The following is a 17,047-nucleotide window of genomic DNA, read 5'->3' on the forward strand; positions in this document are numbered from 1 at the left end:
TCAATAAAAAACTCCGAAGTCATGAGACAACGGAGTTTTAATTTTTTAGATAATTCTAAAGAAGGTTTTTAATCCAATTTTGGTAAAGAAAAACTATCAAAAATACTTTTTTCTTTCATAAGCGCTTCAATTTCATTTGATTTTCTAGGTGCTTCCCCAGATAAATTTACTGGCCCATTAGACGTAATCAAAATATCATCTTCTATTCGCACAGCGATTCCCCACCATTTTTTATCGCAATCGCTTCCGTTAGGGATATAAATTCCGGGTTCTACTGTGAGTACCATATTTTCTTCAAAATTATTATACAAACCTGGATCATGCACATCTAATCCAATGTGATGGGAAGTTCCATGTGGGAAATACTTTCTAGATTCATCTGCTGCTTTAATAATTCCTAATTTAACTAAACCATCACTGATTATTTTACGTGCCGCCACATCAGGAGCACTGATGCTGTTTCCTATTTTTGCAGTAGCAATTCCTGCTTCTTGAGCATCATAAACCAAATCATAAATTAGCTTTTGCTCAGTAGAGAATTTTCCATTAGCAGGAATAGTTCGGGTAACATCCGCACTGTACCCGTGATATTCAGCTCCTAAATCCATTAGAACCAAATCATTTTCCACTTTCATTTTGCTATTTTCAATATAATGCAATACACAGCCATTATTTCCGGCTCCCACGATTGATGGATAACCTTCAAACTCGCAACCATACTTTTTATATACAAATTCATGTACACCTTGTATTTCGCTTTCAGACATTCCAGGATGCATCGCTTTCATTATTTCACGTTGTCCCATTGCCGAAATTCGAACCGCCTTGGTAAGTAAAACCATTTCCTCTTTGGATTTTTTCTCACGTAAACTCGCCATAAAAGTTGTAATCGATTTGGTATCAGTAGAGGCTTTTTTTGAAGTAATGCTCTTTTTAGGATTAATTTCATTTTGTAAATTAGAATCGGCTTGTTTTTCTGTTTTTACATCATATCCAATTTGTGTTTTAAAAGCTTCAATCAATTTGTATAAATCGGCTTTATCCCGTTTTGAATTTCTGGTGTCATTTTCAAATTCCTTAAACAACACATTGTTGAAACTCATGTAATCAATCCCGGAATTCAGAAAATCTTTTCCATTTAAAGCGACCTCAAAACCTAAATCCTTTTTAGCGCCTTCCGTTCCCAAACGTATTCCGGTCCATTGCTCCGCTTTTGGATTTTTTTCCTGAACGTAAAGCATTTCATTATAGGTTTTTCCGTCTTTATCTGTTTGATTATTCGAAAAAACAACCAAAACACAATTGGGCTCTTTGTATCCTGTTAAGTAATAAAAATCAGGATCTTGATGGTACACATAATCAACATCATTAGCTCGGTTGCGAACAGGATTTCCAAAAAATACTGCCACACTATTATTTGGCATTTTTTTACGCAAAGCCTCTCTTCGTTCTTTGTGAAATTGAGCCGATAAGTAATCGTTTGGAGTTCCATTTTGAGCAATCGAAGTACAGACAAAAAGTACTGTGAGGATAAAAGAAAGTCTAAAAGTCATCTGTTTATAAGTTAGGTTTTAAATACTACAGCTACGCTTCTGTATTGTTAATTAGGAGTAAATGTAAATAATTTTGTGTTTATTATATAACTTTTTCATTCAGAATTGTTTGTTATTTTAGTCTAAAAAAAGAAAAAGAGCACACAAAAGTTAAAAAACTTCGAGTACTCTTTTCAGAAGTGCCACATAATCCTAGAATTAACCCTAACCAAATCTTATGAAAAATGTTGTAACCTGCACTTATAATTTACTTTTTGTATTCTAATCCGGGACCATCACAGCTTTTCCAAGTATTTGATAAGTTGTTGTTATCCGTAAAATAAAGCATCTCTTTTTGATTTCCATAGCAGCTGCCTATAATCTCACTGTCATTAGGATATGTCAATTCTAAATACATTCCGTCCGAATGAATTGAAGTAACATAAGTTCCTGAAATGGTTGTTTTAATTGCATTTCTTTCTCTTGATTTTGTAAATGTTCCGTTAGTGTTGAATAAATAAAATTCTTGCCATTCCATAGCTGTGCCTGTCGTTTCGGAATTAGCCATAGAACCCGACATTTTTACCAAAGTCCATTTTCCATAATAACCCATACTATCATTTACTACAGCATCCTTTGAACAGGAATTAAAAATGGAAAGGAAAGCAACAAGAATGACAAAATGTTTCATGTATCGGTTTTTTCAACTATTAGTTAGATGACAATAATTATAAAAGGTTGCGTTAAATTATATTTATTTTTTTCTAAAGTCAAAAAGGGTTAAAATTGATATTATTTATTGGTTCGTTACCATGTATAAATGAATAGCCGCAGATTCTCTGTTTATAAAAAAATCAGGGAATCTGCGGCTTATTTTTTTACCTGTGAAGTGCTTTGTTTTATCTTTCCTCGTACAGTTGCAACAATTGCGTCACCGTATTCCAGTTTCGGATAGTTGCCGTAACATTTAGTTTTTTCTCGATGTATTTTTGATCAAATCTGGTTTTTCCGGCTCCAACAGCGTATTTAATAAATATTCTGCTACCATCAATACTAGCTTCATCCGGCTTGAATTGACTAATTTTCAAATCATTGATACTAGTGCTTTGCAAAGCTGTAGAAATAAACGCCACGTATAATTTTTTAATATCGATATCCTTTTCCTTCAAAAAAGGATTATTCTTGAAACACGCTTCCAAATCTTCTTTGGCAATTACCACAATAGGCACTTCATGTCCAAAAACCTTGAAAATTTCCTGCTTGATTAGAAAACCAACTTTAGCAGGGCTTTCTTCTTCTGTATCCACAAAAACATTTCCCGATTGTATATACGTTTGCACATTTTGAAAACCAATGGCTTCCAAAGTCGTTTTTAGCGCCTCCATTTTTATCATGTTGTGACCAGAAACGTTTATACCACGTAGCAATGCGAGATGAGTTGTCATTATTTAAGCTTTTTATTTTGCGAAGATATTGTGTTTGGAGGGAATTTAAAACTTTAGTTTAGTATCTCATTATTTTATTATAAACTATTAATTTTAAATAAAGAAATCTTAGAACATTGATAAACACTTAGAGCGAGGATTAGACGACTGTGATTATTCTTTTGGCGCAAATCCTTTTTCCTTTAAATCACTAAAAACTTTTTCTCCAATCTCTTTTCCCCAAGTTTGTCCAACTTGCATTGATTCTTTTACAACTAACGGCATTGTAGATATTACTTTCTTTCCTAAAGAGGACTGATAAAATTCCGTTAGTTGTTTTATTTCCGATTCAGTATAATATTTGTCATAAATTGGAATAATCAAATTTATTAGAGTGTCAGAATTCATTTCTTTTAAAAAATCATCCCAAAATTCAACGGGTACATTAGGATAACTTTTTTTAAAGCTATTAATCATATTTTGTCCAACTTGGACTCCTAATTTTCCAGAGCCAGTTAATTCAAGAAGGTTTTTAATATTATCTGTTTTTGATGAAGATTGTGAAAATCCGCTTGTGAGAAGCCCACATAAAAATAGTGTAATTGAAAATCGTTTCATTTAATTATTATATTTATAATTAGGATCAGTAATATGTTTAAATAAAAACATATCAAATGAATAATATAATTCATTTCTCAAATATACAAATTTTCCTACTCCAATTCTAAACAATCCCATTTCCAAATTTCCAAACAAAAAACTATCTTCGCAGTATGCAGCAAAACCTCCTACTCACACCTATCGAATACCTCAAAGGCGTTGGTCCCAATCGGGGTGAATTGTTGCGTAAGGAATTGGGAATTCATAAGTATGTGGATTTGGTTAATTTTTTTCCAAACAGATACATAGATAGAACACGGTATTATAAGATTAACGAACTGCAAAACAATATTGCCGAAGTTCAGATTATCGGTAAAATCATCAACATCAAAACCGTTGAATTTGGCAGAAACCAAAAACGATTGGTGGCGACTTTTGTAGATGATACGGGTCAAATGGAACTTGTTTGGTTTCAAGGGCACAAATGGATTCGAGAGAGTTTAAAGCTCAATGAAATATGTGTGATTTTTGGGAAATGCACTTCTTTTGGGAACGCTTTCAACATGGCGCATCCGGAAATTGAGTTGATGAGCGAACACGAACAAAGCCTACGTTCGGCTATGCAACCCGTTTATCCTTCTACAGAAACTTTGACAAATCGCGGGATTTCAAATCGGGTGATTAATAAACTGATGCAACAATTGTTTTTGGAAACGCAGGCTTTATTTACGGAAACCTTACCGGATTATTTGATTAATGAATTGAAACTTATTCCTAAAAAAGCGGCTTTATTCAACATTCATTTTCCAAAAAGCGCAGACGTTTTGGCTAAAGCCAAATTCCGATTAATTTTCGAAGAATTGTTCTTTATTCAACTGCAATTAATCACGAAAAATCTCATCAGGAAACATAAAATAAAAGGACATCCGTTTACCACAGTGGGCGAATATTTCAATGATTTTTATCAGCATCATTTGCCTTTTCAATTGACTAATGCCCAAAAAAGAGTCATCAAAGAAATACGAACTGACATGGGCAGCAATGCCCAAATGAACCGATTACTGCAAGGCGATGTAGGTTCCGGAAAAACAATTGTGGCTTTTATGAGCATGCTTTTGGCACTCGATAATGGTTTCCAAGCGTGCTTGATGGCGCCCACGGAAATCCTCGCTAATCAGCATTTTATTGGTTTATCCGAATTAGCCGAAACTCTACATATAAACATCCGAATCCTAACAGGCTCTACCAAAATAGCACAACGCAGAATTATCCATGAAGAGCTGGAAAACGGTACTTTACATATTCTCATCGGAACGCATGCTTTACTGGAAGATAAGGTAAAATTCAAGAATTTAGGCTTGGCCGTGATTGATGAACAACACCGTTTTGGTGTAGAACAACGCTCTAAATTGTGGAAGAAGAATGCGATTCCGCCACACGTTTTGGTGATGACTGCTACTCCTATTCCCAGAACTTTAGCGATGAGTTTGTATGGCGATTTAGACATTTCAGTAATTGATGAATTACCACCGGGGCGAAAACCCATTCAAACCGTTCACCGCTTTGACAGCAATAGATTGAAGGTTTGGAAATTCCTGCGGGACGAAATTGCTTTGGGCCGCCAAATCTATATTGTTTATCCATTAATTCAGGAATCTGAGAAAATGGATTTCAAAGATTTAATGGATGGTTACGAAAGTATTTCCAGAGATTTTCCATTACCGCAATATTCTATTTCAATCTTGCACGGAAAAATGAAACCGGCGGATAAAGATGCTGAAATGAAGCGCTTTTCGGAAGGAAAAACGAATATTATGGTCGCAACTACAGTAATTGAAGTCGGAGTGAATGTTCCTAACGCCAGTGTGATGATTATCGAAAGTGCGGAACGTTTTGGATTATCGCAACTGCATCAACTTCGGGGTCGCGTAGGACGTGGCGCCGAGCAAAGTTATTGCATCCTGATGACGAGCCATAAATTGAGTTCCGATAGTAAAACCCGAATGGAAACGATGGTGCAAACCAATGATGGTTTCGAAATTGCCGAAGTAGACCTTAAACTTCGTGGTCCTGGCGATTTAATGGGGACGCAACAAAGTGGTGTTTTAAATCTTCAAATTGCCGATTTAGTAAGAGACAGAGATACTTTGGCATTAGCCAGAAATTATGCTTTAAAATTACTTAAAGAGGATGCTGGAATGCAAAAACCAGAACATGCTGCTTTAAGAGTTATTTTCATAGAAATGACCAAAAAGAAAAACATTTGGAATTATATTAGTTAAGTCAATATAGGACACCTATTTCTTAAATGTTTAAAACCATCATTAATTCCTATTCACTGAATTAATTCTCCAAAAAATGTTTCTTTTTTCAATTACTGATTAAACCATTTCATCTTTTAAAAGTCCTACTTTCAATTGCATTGTGGGTATTTCTTTTAATTTCAGAATACTATTTTTTGTTAATATTAATATTTGTATGTACAAACGTTAAATAAAAATTAACAAATCCACTAATCTCAGTTCTATAACCTAAATTTGTTTTTTAACAAAAAAACTGACACTTAATCCTACTTTATACCATAAAATATGAAACTAAAATACCTTGTTTACACCTTACTGCTTGTTGGAATTGGTGGTTTTATTGCCTATCGAATTACAACAAACATTTCCAAAAATGATAACTCAAAAGATAAAAACGGGAAAGACAAACCCATGAACGTAAGTGGGATTGTTGTTAAGACGCAAACTTTTGATAACAACCTATCCCTTTCTGGATCTATTGAAGCAAATGAACAAGTAGAAATCAGAAGTGAAGTTTCTGGTATTGTTGAAGGTATTTATTTTCAGGAAGGCAGTAATGTCAGCAAAGGACAAGTACTTTTTAAAGTGAATGATATTGAGCTAAGAGCGCAATTGAGACAAATGACCACAAAAGAAGGTTTAGCATCCGAAAACGAAAGAAGAGCCAAATTATTATTACAAAAAGAGGCCATTAGTCAAGAAGAATATGATGTTGCCAGAGCAGATTTAAAATCGGCACAATCGCAAAGTCAACTGATAAAAGCACAAATATCAAAAACATCCGTAAGAGCACCATTTTCAGGAAAAATAGGACTGCGTTCTATTTCGCCTGGAACGTATATCACACCAACTATTCTAGTAGCTAAATTGGTAAATATTGGTAAACTAAAAATTACTTTTTCGATTCCTGAGAAATATGCATCTCAAGTAAAAACAAATACGCAATTAACTTTTACTGTTTCAGGTTCTCCTGAAAAATATACTGCTAAAATTTATGCCATCGAGCCAGGAGTTGAAGTAGCAACAAGAACATTACAAGTTCGAGCAATTGCAGAAAACAAAAACGGTAAATTATTACCGGGAACATTTGCGAATGTTGAATTGCCTTTGGATATTATTAAAGACGCCATTGTAGTTCCTTCAGAAGCCATTATTCCGGTACAAAACGGGAAAAAAGTTTTCATCTCAAGTAATGGAAAAGCTAAAGAAGTAATGATAGAAACCGCAACAAGAACCGATGCTTCTATTCTAGTTCTTTCAGGCTTGAAAGCTGGAGATACCGTTTTGACAAGTGCTGTAATGTCATTAAAAGATGAAATTCCTGTTAAGGTAAAAGTTAAGTTATGAGTTAATAAATTATGATTTATTGCCTAAAATATAAATCATAGTTAAGAAGCAACAATTCCTAATTCATAGTTACTAATATATAATTCAAAAAATGAGTTTATCTACCACAAGTATAAGAAGGCCAGTATTTACCATTGTCATTAATTTAGCAATTGTATTATTTGGTCTTATTGGATATAGTTTTCTGGGAGTTCGTGAATTTCCTTCGATTGACCCGGCCCAAATTTCGATTCGGACAAACTATGCCGGAGCCAATTCAGATATCATTGAATCCCAAATTACTGAACCGCTCGAAAAAGCCATTAACTCGATTGACGGAATCAGAAACGTTACTTCTTCGAGTGCCCAAGGAAGCAGTAATATCACAATCGAATTTAATTTAGATAAAAATCTGGAAGAAGCTGCCAATGATGTGCGTGATAAAGTGTCACAAGCCGTGAGAAGCTTACCACAAGATATTGATGCTCCACCAGTTGTTTCTAAGGCTGATGCCAATGGAGATGCCATTATTTCGATGACGGTACAAAGTGATACCCGAAATGCATTGGAACTGAGTGATTATGCCGAAAATGTAATTTCACAACGATTAGAAACAATTCCAGGGGTAAGTGGTGTCCAAATTTGGGGGCAAAAACGATACGCAATGCGCTTGTGGATTGACCCTATTAAATTAGCGTCTTATGGCTGTACGATTTCGGATGTTCGAGATGCGTTGAATAAACAAAACGTGGAACTCCCTTCAGGAAAACTGACCGGAAAAAACACGGAACTTACGGTTAAAACCGTTGGTAATCTATCCAAGCCTGAAGAATTCAACAACATCATTATACGTTCAGTTGGTGAAAAAGTAATTCGCTTAAGTGATATTGGAACTGCAAGTTTAGGTCCTGAAAATACCGAAACTCAAATGACACAATCAGGTACGCCTTTAGTTGGTGTGGCTATTGTGCCACTTCCCGGAGCTAATTATTTAGATATCTCTGCCGCTTTTTATAAAGAATTCGCAAAATTAAAAAAAGACTTACCTAAAGATATTAAGTTAAACATCGCCATCGACAATACCATATTTGTAAAAAAATCAGTTATTGAAGTTGCCGAAACCTTAGGGATTTCTATCATTTTGGTAATTTTAATTATCTATTTATTCTTTAGAGATTGGGCTATTGCTTTCAGACCTTTAATTGATATTCCCGTTTCGTTGATAGCAACATTCTTTATTATGTGGCTTTTTGGGTTTTCGATAAATGTATTGACTTTACTGGCGATTGTCCTTGCTACTGGTCTTGTGGTCGATGATGGAATTGTGGTAACCGAAAATATTTTCAAGAAAGTAGAAGAAGGCATGACGCCTATAGAAGCAGCAATAAAAGGATCCAATGAAATATTTTTTGCGGTAATTTCGATTTCGATAACCTTAGCCGCTGTATTTTTACCTGTAATTTTCCTCGAAGGCTTTGTTGGGCGGTTGTTTAGGGAATTCGGTGTGGTTATTGGTGCTGCAGTGCTAATTTCAGCATTTGTATCATTGACCTTAACCCCTATGTTGAATGCCTATTTGATGAAAGGTGGCGAACAAAAAAAATCAAAATTCTATATTCGTACAGAACCGTATTTTGAAAAACTAAACAGTAGTTACGCTAGTGCTTTACAGCGTTTCATGAAAAGAAAATGGTTGAGTTTTCCTATTTTGATTGCTTGTTTTGGACTGATTTATTTGTTTTTTAATATTTTGCAAAAAGAAACTGCCCCTTATGATGACCGTAGTGGATTTGTAATGCGAATGTCAACTCCTGAAGGATCTACCTATGAATATACCGATCGTTTCATGCAGGAAATGTCAAAATTAGTAGATGATTCCATTCCTGGAAAAAAAGTGAGTTTAGTGATTACTTCACCTGGATTTGGATCCTCATCTGTGAATAGTGGATTTATTCGGGTTTCTTTGGTAGAACCTAACGAAAGAAAAGATTCTCAGAAAGAGATAGCAGAAAAATTGACCAAATGGTCCAAACAATATCCTGATGCAAAAACCTCGGTAATTGAGCAACCTACAATCGCTGTAAACAGACGAGGAGGATTACCGATTCAATACATCATTCAAGCTCCAAACTTTGAGAAATTAAGAGCAAAAATTCCAATATTTATGGACGAAGTGGGTAAGAATCCAACTTTTGCAGTAAGTGATGTAAATTTAAAATTCAATAAACCAGAAGTTAATGTAAGTATCAACAGAGAAAAAGCAGAGAGTTTAGGAATATCTGTGATTGATATTGCACAAACCCTGCAGCTTTCTTTAAGTGGTCAACGTTTTGGTTACTTTATGAGAAATGGAAAGCAATATCAAGTCATTGGACAGTTTAATCAAGAAGACCGTTCAAAACCATTGGATTTAACCTCAATGTATGTCAAGAACAATAAGGGGGAATTGATTCAAATGGACAATGTGGTAACCATTGAAGAGAAAAGTAATCCCCCACAATTGTATCACAATAATAGATACATGTCAGCTACGGTTTCTGCAGGTCTTGCTCCAGGCAAAAGTATCAGCGATGGTATTGATGCCATGAATGAAATAAAAGCCAAAGTTTTAGACGACACTTTCACCACTGATTTAGGTGGTGAGTCAAGAGATTATGTAGAAAGTAGTTCAAATACTTCTTTTGCATTTGGATTGGCTTTACTATTGATATTTTTAATTTTGGCTGCCCAATTTGAAAGCTTCATTGATCCGTTTATTATCATTTTAACAGTACCAATGGCCGTTGCCGGAGCATTATTTTCTTTATGGCTATTCAACCAAACCTGGAATATTTTTAGCCAAATTGGGACCGTAATGTTAATTGGTTTGGTAACCAAGAACGGAATTCTGATAGTAGAATTTGCGAATCAGCTACGAGAACAGGGGAAATCTAAAATTGATGCAATTTTAGAAGCTTCAGAAGCCAGACTTCGTCCAATTTTAATGACCAGTTTAGCCATTTCATTAGGGGCTTTACCTATTGCGATGTCGCTTGGTGCTGCTTCAACGAGTAGAATTGGAATGGGAGTCGTTATTGTTGGCGGAACTATTTTCTCTTTGGTTTTAACATTATTTGTAATTCCAGCCATGTATTTAATGTGGTCGAAAGCCAGAAAACATTATCCCGAATTTGATCACATCGAAGAATATGAAAAAGAAAGTAAGTAACATGACAAATTCAAAAAATATATTTAAAAGCTTGATTTTATTTTTCTTTTGCATTTTAAAAATGAATGCTCAAGAAGTTTTAACTGTTGAAGATGCCGTAAAAATTGCATTGGAAAACAATTATGAAATCAAAATTGCATCGAACAATCTATTAATTGACAAAGCCAACGTAAGTTCAGGAAATGCGGGAATGTTGCCAAAAGCAACAGCTACTATTGTAGACAATAATGGTATTCAAAACATTTCACAAACGCGATCAGATGGCACCGTTAATAAACTGGATAATGCCAAAAATAATAGTTTGACTTATGGCGTAGGTTTAGATTGGACTGTTTTTGACGGATTAAAAATGTTTGCAAAAATGGACCAATTAAAAGAGTTGCAAAAATTGGGTGAAGCCCAGTTAAAACTTACTATAATTACCAAAATAAGTGATGTCAATGCGACCTATTTTGATTTGGTACAACAACAACAGCAATTATCCGCTTTAGACTCAACAATAGTCATTTCAAATCAGCGATTGACTTTGGCACAAAACCGATTTACAATTGGAAAAGCATCAAAACTGGAAGTTTTAAATGCACAAGTGGATTTAAACACGGATAAAGTTACACTGTTGAGACAAAAAGAATTATTAGCCAATACTAAAATTCTATTGAATCAAATACTTGCCAGAGATGCTAAAATTGATTTTAAAGTGGTTTATAGAATTGTTGTTGACAATAAATTATTGCTTCCTGAATTAAGCGCTTTGGCAGAAAAACAAAACCCGCAATTAGAAGCCCAAATCATTAATAAAAGAGTTTCAGAATTGCAATTGAAACAAATAAAAGCAGCGCGTTATCCAACCGTAAAACTAAATACCGGCTATAATTTTTCTGATAGTCAATCCAGTCTTGGTTTTACCACACAATCTTCTGCCAGAGGATTGAATTATGGTTTTAGTGCCTCATTGAATTTATTTGATGGATTTGCACAAAACCGAAACGAAAAAATCAGTAAAATTCAAATTGATAATTCAAAAATAGCAATTGATCAACAAAATTTGGCGCTAAATTCACAGTTAGCAACTTCCTATCAAACCTATTTGACAAATTTAGAACTGATAACTTTAGAAGAAAAAAATGAAGCTATTGCAAAACAAAATCTAAATATCACATTGGATAAATTCCGAATTGGAACGATAACCACTTTAGAATTCAGAACAGCACAATTAAATTATGTAAATGCAAAAGTACGTTACAGCAATGCTCAATTTCAAGCTAAATTATCTGAAATTGCTCTGAAAGAATTAGCTGGAAATCTCAGTTTTTAATTTAAATTTGAATAAAATTTTAGCCTAAATGATTTCATACAATACAAAAGACTGGTTTACTTTTATCTTTCGTTTCCATAAAGCAGATACATTTAGAACCTTATTTCCAATAATGCTAGCCATAGGTGCTTATTCTGGAATTATTGGATATTTAGAAGTTGAATATTGGCAATTAGCAGACAATAGCTACGTGAAGAATATTACCATCATGCACGGAATGTTGGGTTTTGTAATTTCGTTATTGTTAGTTTTCAGAACCAATACTGCCTATGACCGTTGGTGGGAAGGACGTAAAATGTGGGGAAGTTTAGTCAATAACAGCCGGAATTTTGCCATAAAATTATCAGTAATCTTACAGGATGAAAAAGATCGGAATTATTTTAGAAAAATGATTCCGAGTTATGCTTCCATTTTGCACAAACATTTGAATGATGCAGATACCAGTAAACAACTATTTGATGATGTAGATTTAGAAATTGACCATCACAAACACAAACCCAATCAGGTAGCAAAAATGCTATTTCAAAAAATCAATGATTTATATACTTCAAAGAAAATAACCGGTGATCAATTGATTATTTTAAATGCTGAAGTATTATCTTTTACTGAAATTTGCGGTGCTTGTGAAAGAATAAAAAACACGCCTATACCTTACTCTTACAGTGCTTTTATCAAAAAATTCATCTTCTTTTACGTGATGACTTTACCTTTTGGCTATTCTTTCAGCCTTGGTTATTATGTGGCACCTGTTGTTGTTTTTATATTTTATGTATTGGCTAGTTTAGAGTTAATCGCAGAGGAAATCGAAGATCCTTTTGGAACAGATGAAAATGATTTACCTACTCATAAAATTGCCGAAAACATAAAGAAACATGTAGAAGAATTAATTTAATTCGTTTTCATAAACACTTTACAAAATGTAAACTATTAAAAAATAGATTCTTCGTTGTTTTCCCTAAATTTTATTAAATAACACTCTTAAAACTGAACTTATATTGCATTTTTAGCAGCATAATTCACACAATCTAAAAATAAAAACTATAAAAAAGTAGTTAAACGTTTAAAAAAACATTTAAACGGGTTTATTTTTTATATATAAACTATATGATAATATTTACAAAAACTTAAATATTATTAATAACTAAACTATTTTAAATGAAAAAAATTATTTTAATCCTTTTTGTTACTTTAATTGCGTTAAGCTGCAACAATGAGCAAGTTGCTGTTGATAGCCAAGCTATTACTACTAATAATAATTCTGCATTAACTGCTAAAGCTGCTGCTTCAACCAGCAACTGGGGAGATTATAACATTGCTGTTTCTGTAAGTGCAGATGGTTCTGTGTGGACTTACAATATTACTCGTGTAAAAGCAAATTCTAAAAATTTAAGCCATTTTATTATTGACCTTAAAAATTGTGGAATTAATAGTGCAACTTTTGGCGATATCCTTTGGGCTACTGTTAATGGTAACCCTGCAGACTTATCACCTACAGAAGGTTCTGGAACAACTTGTAACCCACAAGCTACTACAGACAACTTTGTAAAGTTTGCTAATGTTCCAGCTTCAACAACAGGTTGGACATTAGTGTTGAAATTTGATCGTGGTTACGAAATTTTTACCACTGGAGCTGCTTGGCTTAAAGCAGGAACGTCTTGTAACCAAGGTGTAATTGCCGCTCCCGGTTGTCCAAAAGAAGAACGTTGCTCTTTTTCACAAGGGTATTTCTTTGCTAATGGAGCTGATAATAATGGAGCAAGTGCTTTATGGGTAAACGGACTTACTATTGGAGGAATCAATTATACACAGACACAAGGTAATACTGCTTGGTTTATTGACCGTGGTCGCGGTGGAGATCAAACTATGAACGGATTTTTCCAACTTGGTGCTGTACGCTTGAGTGGTGCTGAAAGTGAAGTTGCTACTGATGCTGCCATCATTGACGCCTATTTTAACGGAATTAATATATTTACAACAGTTGTAACAGTTAATGCACCAACATACCAATATTTCAATCTTCCTGCTTCATCAGGAGGTTATACTAAAGCTCAGGTTATTGCAGCTGGAGCTAAAATAGGAGAATACATTGATGTAAATCACTGTAATTAATTAAAAAATTCTATTTTCCTTAATTATAGATTCATTTTGAAAAGAGGTTTTCCGATAAGGAAAGCCTTTTTTATTAGCAATTAAAAATTTTATTTTGACATAATTTTGTCAAATTAGTTAATACCTTTTATAATCGTATTGGATTTTCTTTTAATTATTTTGAAGAATAAAAATATGATTGAGAATTAAAAAAATCATTTATTTTCATTAAATTTAAACTTTGTCCTTATTAAGTTTGAAACTATGAATAACAATCGTGCTTTTATAAATCCACCGCATTTATCAAACGAGAAATCGTTAAAAACATTAGTAGAAAATAGAACTGTTTACTCACTAAATCATTGTGAATTAAACCTTTTCGAAACCTATGAATCTTCAGCTTTAGTTCCTTTGAAGTTTAATGATTTGGTCGTAACAAGCATGCTAAGAGGTAAAAAAGTAATGCATCTTTTTGACGACCCAAGCTTTGATTATTTACCAGGAGAAACAGTTGTTATTCCTTCGAATGTGGAAATGAAAATCGATTTTCCTGAGGCTACAAAAAGTAATCCTACGCAGTGTTTGGCTTTGGCGATAGACCAAACTAAAATTACCGATACACTGCAATTTTTAAACGAACGGTATCCAAAAGAAGGCAATTCCCAATTCTGGCAATTGAACTATCAAAACTATTTTTTTTACAACAATGTAGAGCTGGCAACAACCATAAACAAATTGATAAAAGAATGCATGAGCACTTCGATTACCAAAGATGCTTTGGCCGATTTGACTTTACAGGAATTATTGATTCGAATTATTCAAACGCAAACTGCAAAAGCAATTGATGACGGTTTGTTTATTGACCCAAAAAATCCTATTACCCAGGTGGTAGAATTCATCCGATTGAATTTGAAGGAAAACATCAGTATGAAACATTTGAGTGAAAAAGCATGTATGAGCACCGCTTCTTTCTACAGGCTTTTCAAAAGAGAATTAGGAATGAGTCCAATAGAATTTGTAATCAGCGAAAAGATAAGATGCGCCAAACAATTGCTTAAAAACCCTACGATACAAATCAATGAAGTTTGCTATTTATCTGGTTTTGAAGATTCTAATTACTTTATTCGGTTGTTTAAAAAATATGAAGGAATTACCCCTAAACAATATCAATTGTTATATATAATAAACTAGATTTATTCAATATATTTCAAAGGTTCAAGCGATTTTTCTTCTTCTGGTGTAAAAATTCGATATTCAATTCGGAATGTTTTTTTTAACGGTGTTTCCAAGGAAAACCCTCCTACCCCAAATGCATCAATTACATCCAAAGTAAAATGAGCATGCTTCCAATATTCGAATAAATCCTTATCCACCCAGAATTCAGTGTTTTCTATTATTCCAATGCATACATCGCCCATTCTCTGATAGAATCCACCTTTTTCAAAACATTGTGGTTGTGTTCCCTCGCAACATCCACCCGCTTGATAAAACATCAAGTCTCCATGTTTTTCCTGCAATATTTTAATTAATTCTATTGCTTTTTCTGTGGCATCAATTCTTTTTATCATCTTTTTTCTTTTAAAATAAAACCTGACAAATTATACAATCTGTCAGGTTTACGATTAACCAATAATCTGCAACTACTAAAAGAAACCTAATTTCTTTTTATCATAAGAAATCAACATATTTTTTGTTTGGCGATAATGTCCAAGCATCATTTTATGATTTTCACGACCAATTCCTGATTGTTTGTACCCTCCAAAAGGAGCTCCTGCTGGATAAGAATGGTATTGATTAATCCAAACTCGACCGGATTGTATTGCTCTTGGAACCTGATAAATTTCATGTGCATCACGCGTCCAAACTCCAGCTCCTAAACCATACATCGAATCATTAGCAATCGCAATAGCCTCTTCCGTTGTTTTGAAAGTAGTCACAGCCAAAACAGGTCCGAAGATTTCTTCCTGAAAAATACGCATTTTATTATGCCCTTTGAAAAGTGTTGGTTTGATATAGTAACCTCCCGCAAGATCCCCATTCAATTGGTTTTCTTCACCACCAATTAACAATTCGGCACCTTCTTCTTTTCCTAATTTAATATAGCTCAGAATTTTCTCTTTTTGAACTAATGAAGTCTGAGCGCCCATCATAGTGGTTCTGTCCAATGGATTTCCTAATTTAATTGCTGCTGTCCTTTCAATAACTCTGGCAATAAATTTTTCATAAATATCCTCATGAACTAATAATCTGGACGGACACGTACAAATTTCTCCCTGATTTAAAGCAAACATTACTGCGCCTTCAATCGCTTTATCAAAGAAATCATCATCAGCATCTCCAACGGATTTCATAAAAATATTTGGTGATTTCCCGCCTAATTCTAATGTTACCGGAATAATATTTTCTGTAGCATATTGCATAACTAAACGACCCGTAGGAGTAGAACCAGTAAATGCGGCTTTTGATACTTTTTTGTTAGTTACTAAAGCTCTTCCAAGTTCTGCTCCAAAACCATTCACAATATTTACAACCCCTGGAGGAAGAATATCGCCTATCAATTCCATTAAAACTAAAATAGAAATTGGCGTGCTTTCCGCTGGTTTTAAAACTACGGTATTTCCTGCAGCTAATGCAGGAGCTAATTTCCAAACGGCCATCAAAATTGGAAAATTCCAAGGAATAATTTGCGCAATTACTCCTAAAGGTTCACTCAAAGCAATAGAAACTGTTTGTGAATCCAGTTCAGCAATAGAACTTTCCTCTGCACGAATTACACCAGCAAAATATCTGAAATGGTCTATCGCCAAAGGAATATCTGCTGCTAAAGTTTCTCGGATTGCTTTTCCGTTATCTATGGTTTCAACGGTGGCAATATATTCTAGATTATCTTCAATAACTTGTGCTATTTTATTCAATAAATTGCTGCGTTCTGTAACAGATGTTTTTCCCCATGTCTGAAAGGCTTCATGTGCTTTATCAACTGCCAAATCAACATCTACTTTAGTCGAATGTGCAACTCTTGTAAAGACTTTTCCATCAATTGGAGAAACAACATCAAAATATTGCCCACCGATTGGCGCAACAAATTTTCCTCCTATATAATTATCATACGTTGCCTTGAATTCAGGTCTTTTTACTATATTATCCATGTCGTTATATATTTTATTTTATCAAAAATAGTCTGCTATTCATCATTAGAATAGCACAATTCATTCAACTAGTAGCATTAAATTTTCATATATGCTTTTTTA

The 17,047-nt window shown here is 34.0% G+C and carries 13 protein-coding genes; 7 read left to right on the forward strand and 6 right to left on the reverse strand.

From position 1 onward, the window contains the following. Window positions 1-68: 68 nt before the first annotated feature. From OA85_RS03940 to OA85_RS03955, 4 genes are all read right to left on the reverse strand, one after another. A complete protein-coding gene (locus OA85_RS03940) occupies window positions 69-1,553 on the reverse strand; it encodes an aminopeptidase P N-terminal domain-containing protein (protein WP_039108187.1) in 1,485 nt (494 codons plus the stop codon). Window positions 1,554-1,800: 247 nt separating this feature from the next. Further along, window positions 1,801-2,223, reverse strand: coding sequence for a hypothetical protein (locus OA85_RS03945; RefSeq protein WP_039108188.1), 423 nt, complete (start codon window positions 2,221-2,223; stop codon window positions 1,801-1,803). A gap of 208 nt (window positions 2,224-2,431) precedes the next feature. Next, on the reverse strand, window positions 2,432-2,977 hold the full coding sequence (locus OA85_RS03950; protein WP_039108189.1) for a DUF1697 domain-containing protein: 546 nt from the start codon (window positions 2,975-2,977) through the stop codon (window positions 2,432-2,434). A 153-nt stretch (window positions 2,978-3,130) separates the two neighbouring features. Continuing rightward, the gene (locus tag OA85_RS03955) at window positions 3,131-3,574 is read right to left on the reverse strand and encodes a DUF2059 domain-containing protein (RefSeq protein WP_039108190.1); all 444 of its coding nucleotides are present in this window, start codon (window positions 3,572-3,574) and stop codon (window positions 3,131-3,133) included. 155 nt (window positions 3,575-3,729) lie between these two features. Here OA85_RS03955 and recG point away from each other — a divergent pair, with 155 nt between their 5' ends. The 7 genes from recG (at window position 3,730) to OA85_RS03990 (ending at window position 14,987) form a co-directional block, all read left to right on the forward strand. Then, on the forward strand, window positions 3,730-5,838 hold the full coding sequence (gene recG / locus OA85_RS03960) for an ATP-dependent DNA helicase RecG (protein ID WP_039108191.1): 2,109 nt from the start codon (window positions 3,730-3,732) through the stop codon (window positions 5,836-5,838). A 306-nt stretch (window positions 5,839-6,144) separates the two neighbouring features. Then, window positions 6,145-7,206 (forward strand): efflux RND transporter periplasmic adaptor subunit, encoded by a 1,062-nt coding sequence (locus OA85_RS03965; RefSeq protein WP_039108192.1) that lies wholly within the window; start codon window positions 6,145-6,147, stop codon window positions 7,204-7,206. A gap of 91 nt (window positions 7,207-7,297) precedes the next feature. Continuing rightward, entirely contained in the window at window positions 7,298-10,393 is a 3,096-nt protein-coding gene (locus tag OA85_RS03970) for an efflux RND transporter permease subunit (protein ID WP_039108193.1), read from the forward strand. Between the two features lie 61 nt (window positions 10,394-10,454). Beyond that, entirely contained in the window at window positions 10,455-11,708 is a 1,254-nt protein-coding gene (locus OA85_RS03975) for a TolC family protein (RefSeq protein WP_231557074.1), read from the forward strand. A gap of 28 nt (window positions 11,709-11,736) precedes the next feature. After that, window positions 11,737-12,600: a bestrophin family protein gene (locus OA85_RS03980; protein WP_039108194.1), complete on the forward strand. Its 864-nt coding sequence runs from the start codon at window positions 11,737-11,739 to the stop codon at window positions 12,598-12,600. Between the two features lie 263 nt (window positions 12,601-12,863). Beyond that, window positions 12,864-13,817 carry a hypothetical protein gene (locus tag OA85_RS03985; protein ID WP_039108195.1) on the forward strand — a complete coding sequence of 318 codons (954 nt, stop codon included), beginning with the start codon at window positions 12,864-12,866 and terminating at the stop codon, window positions 13,815-13,817. 243 nt (window positions 13,818-14,060) lie between these two features. Beyond that, the gene (locus tag OA85_RS03990) at window positions 14,061-14,987 is read left to right on the forward strand and encodes an AraC family transcriptional regulator (RefSeq protein ID WP_052257136.1); all 927 of its coding nucleotides are present in this window, start codon (window positions 14,061-14,063) and stop codon (window positions 14,985-14,987) included. A 2-nt stretch (window positions 14,988-14,989) separates the two neighbouring features. Here the strand turns inward: OA85_RS03990 and OA85_RS03995 are convergent, their stop codons facing one another. Next, on the reverse strand, window positions 14,990-15,364 hold the full coding sequence (locus tag OA85_RS03995; protein WP_039108196.1) for a DUF779 domain-containing protein: 375 nt from the start codon (window positions 15,362-15,364) through the stop codon (window positions 14,990-14,992). Between the two features lie 75 nt (window positions 15,365-15,439). Beyond that, on the reverse strand, window positions 15,440-16,945 hold the full coding sequence (locus OA85_RS04000; protein ID WP_039108197.1) for an aldehyde dehydrogenase family protein: 1,506 nt from the start codon (window positions 16,943-16,945) through the stop codon (window positions 15,440-15,442). Between the last annotated feature and the right edge of the window lie 102 nt (window positions 16,946-17,047).

The sequence above is a fragment of the Flavobacterium sp. AED genome, assembly GCF_000812945.1.
In the GTDB taxonomy this organism is placed as follows: Bacteria; Bacteroidota; Bacteroidia; order Flavobacteriales; family Flavobacteriaceae; genus Flavobacterium.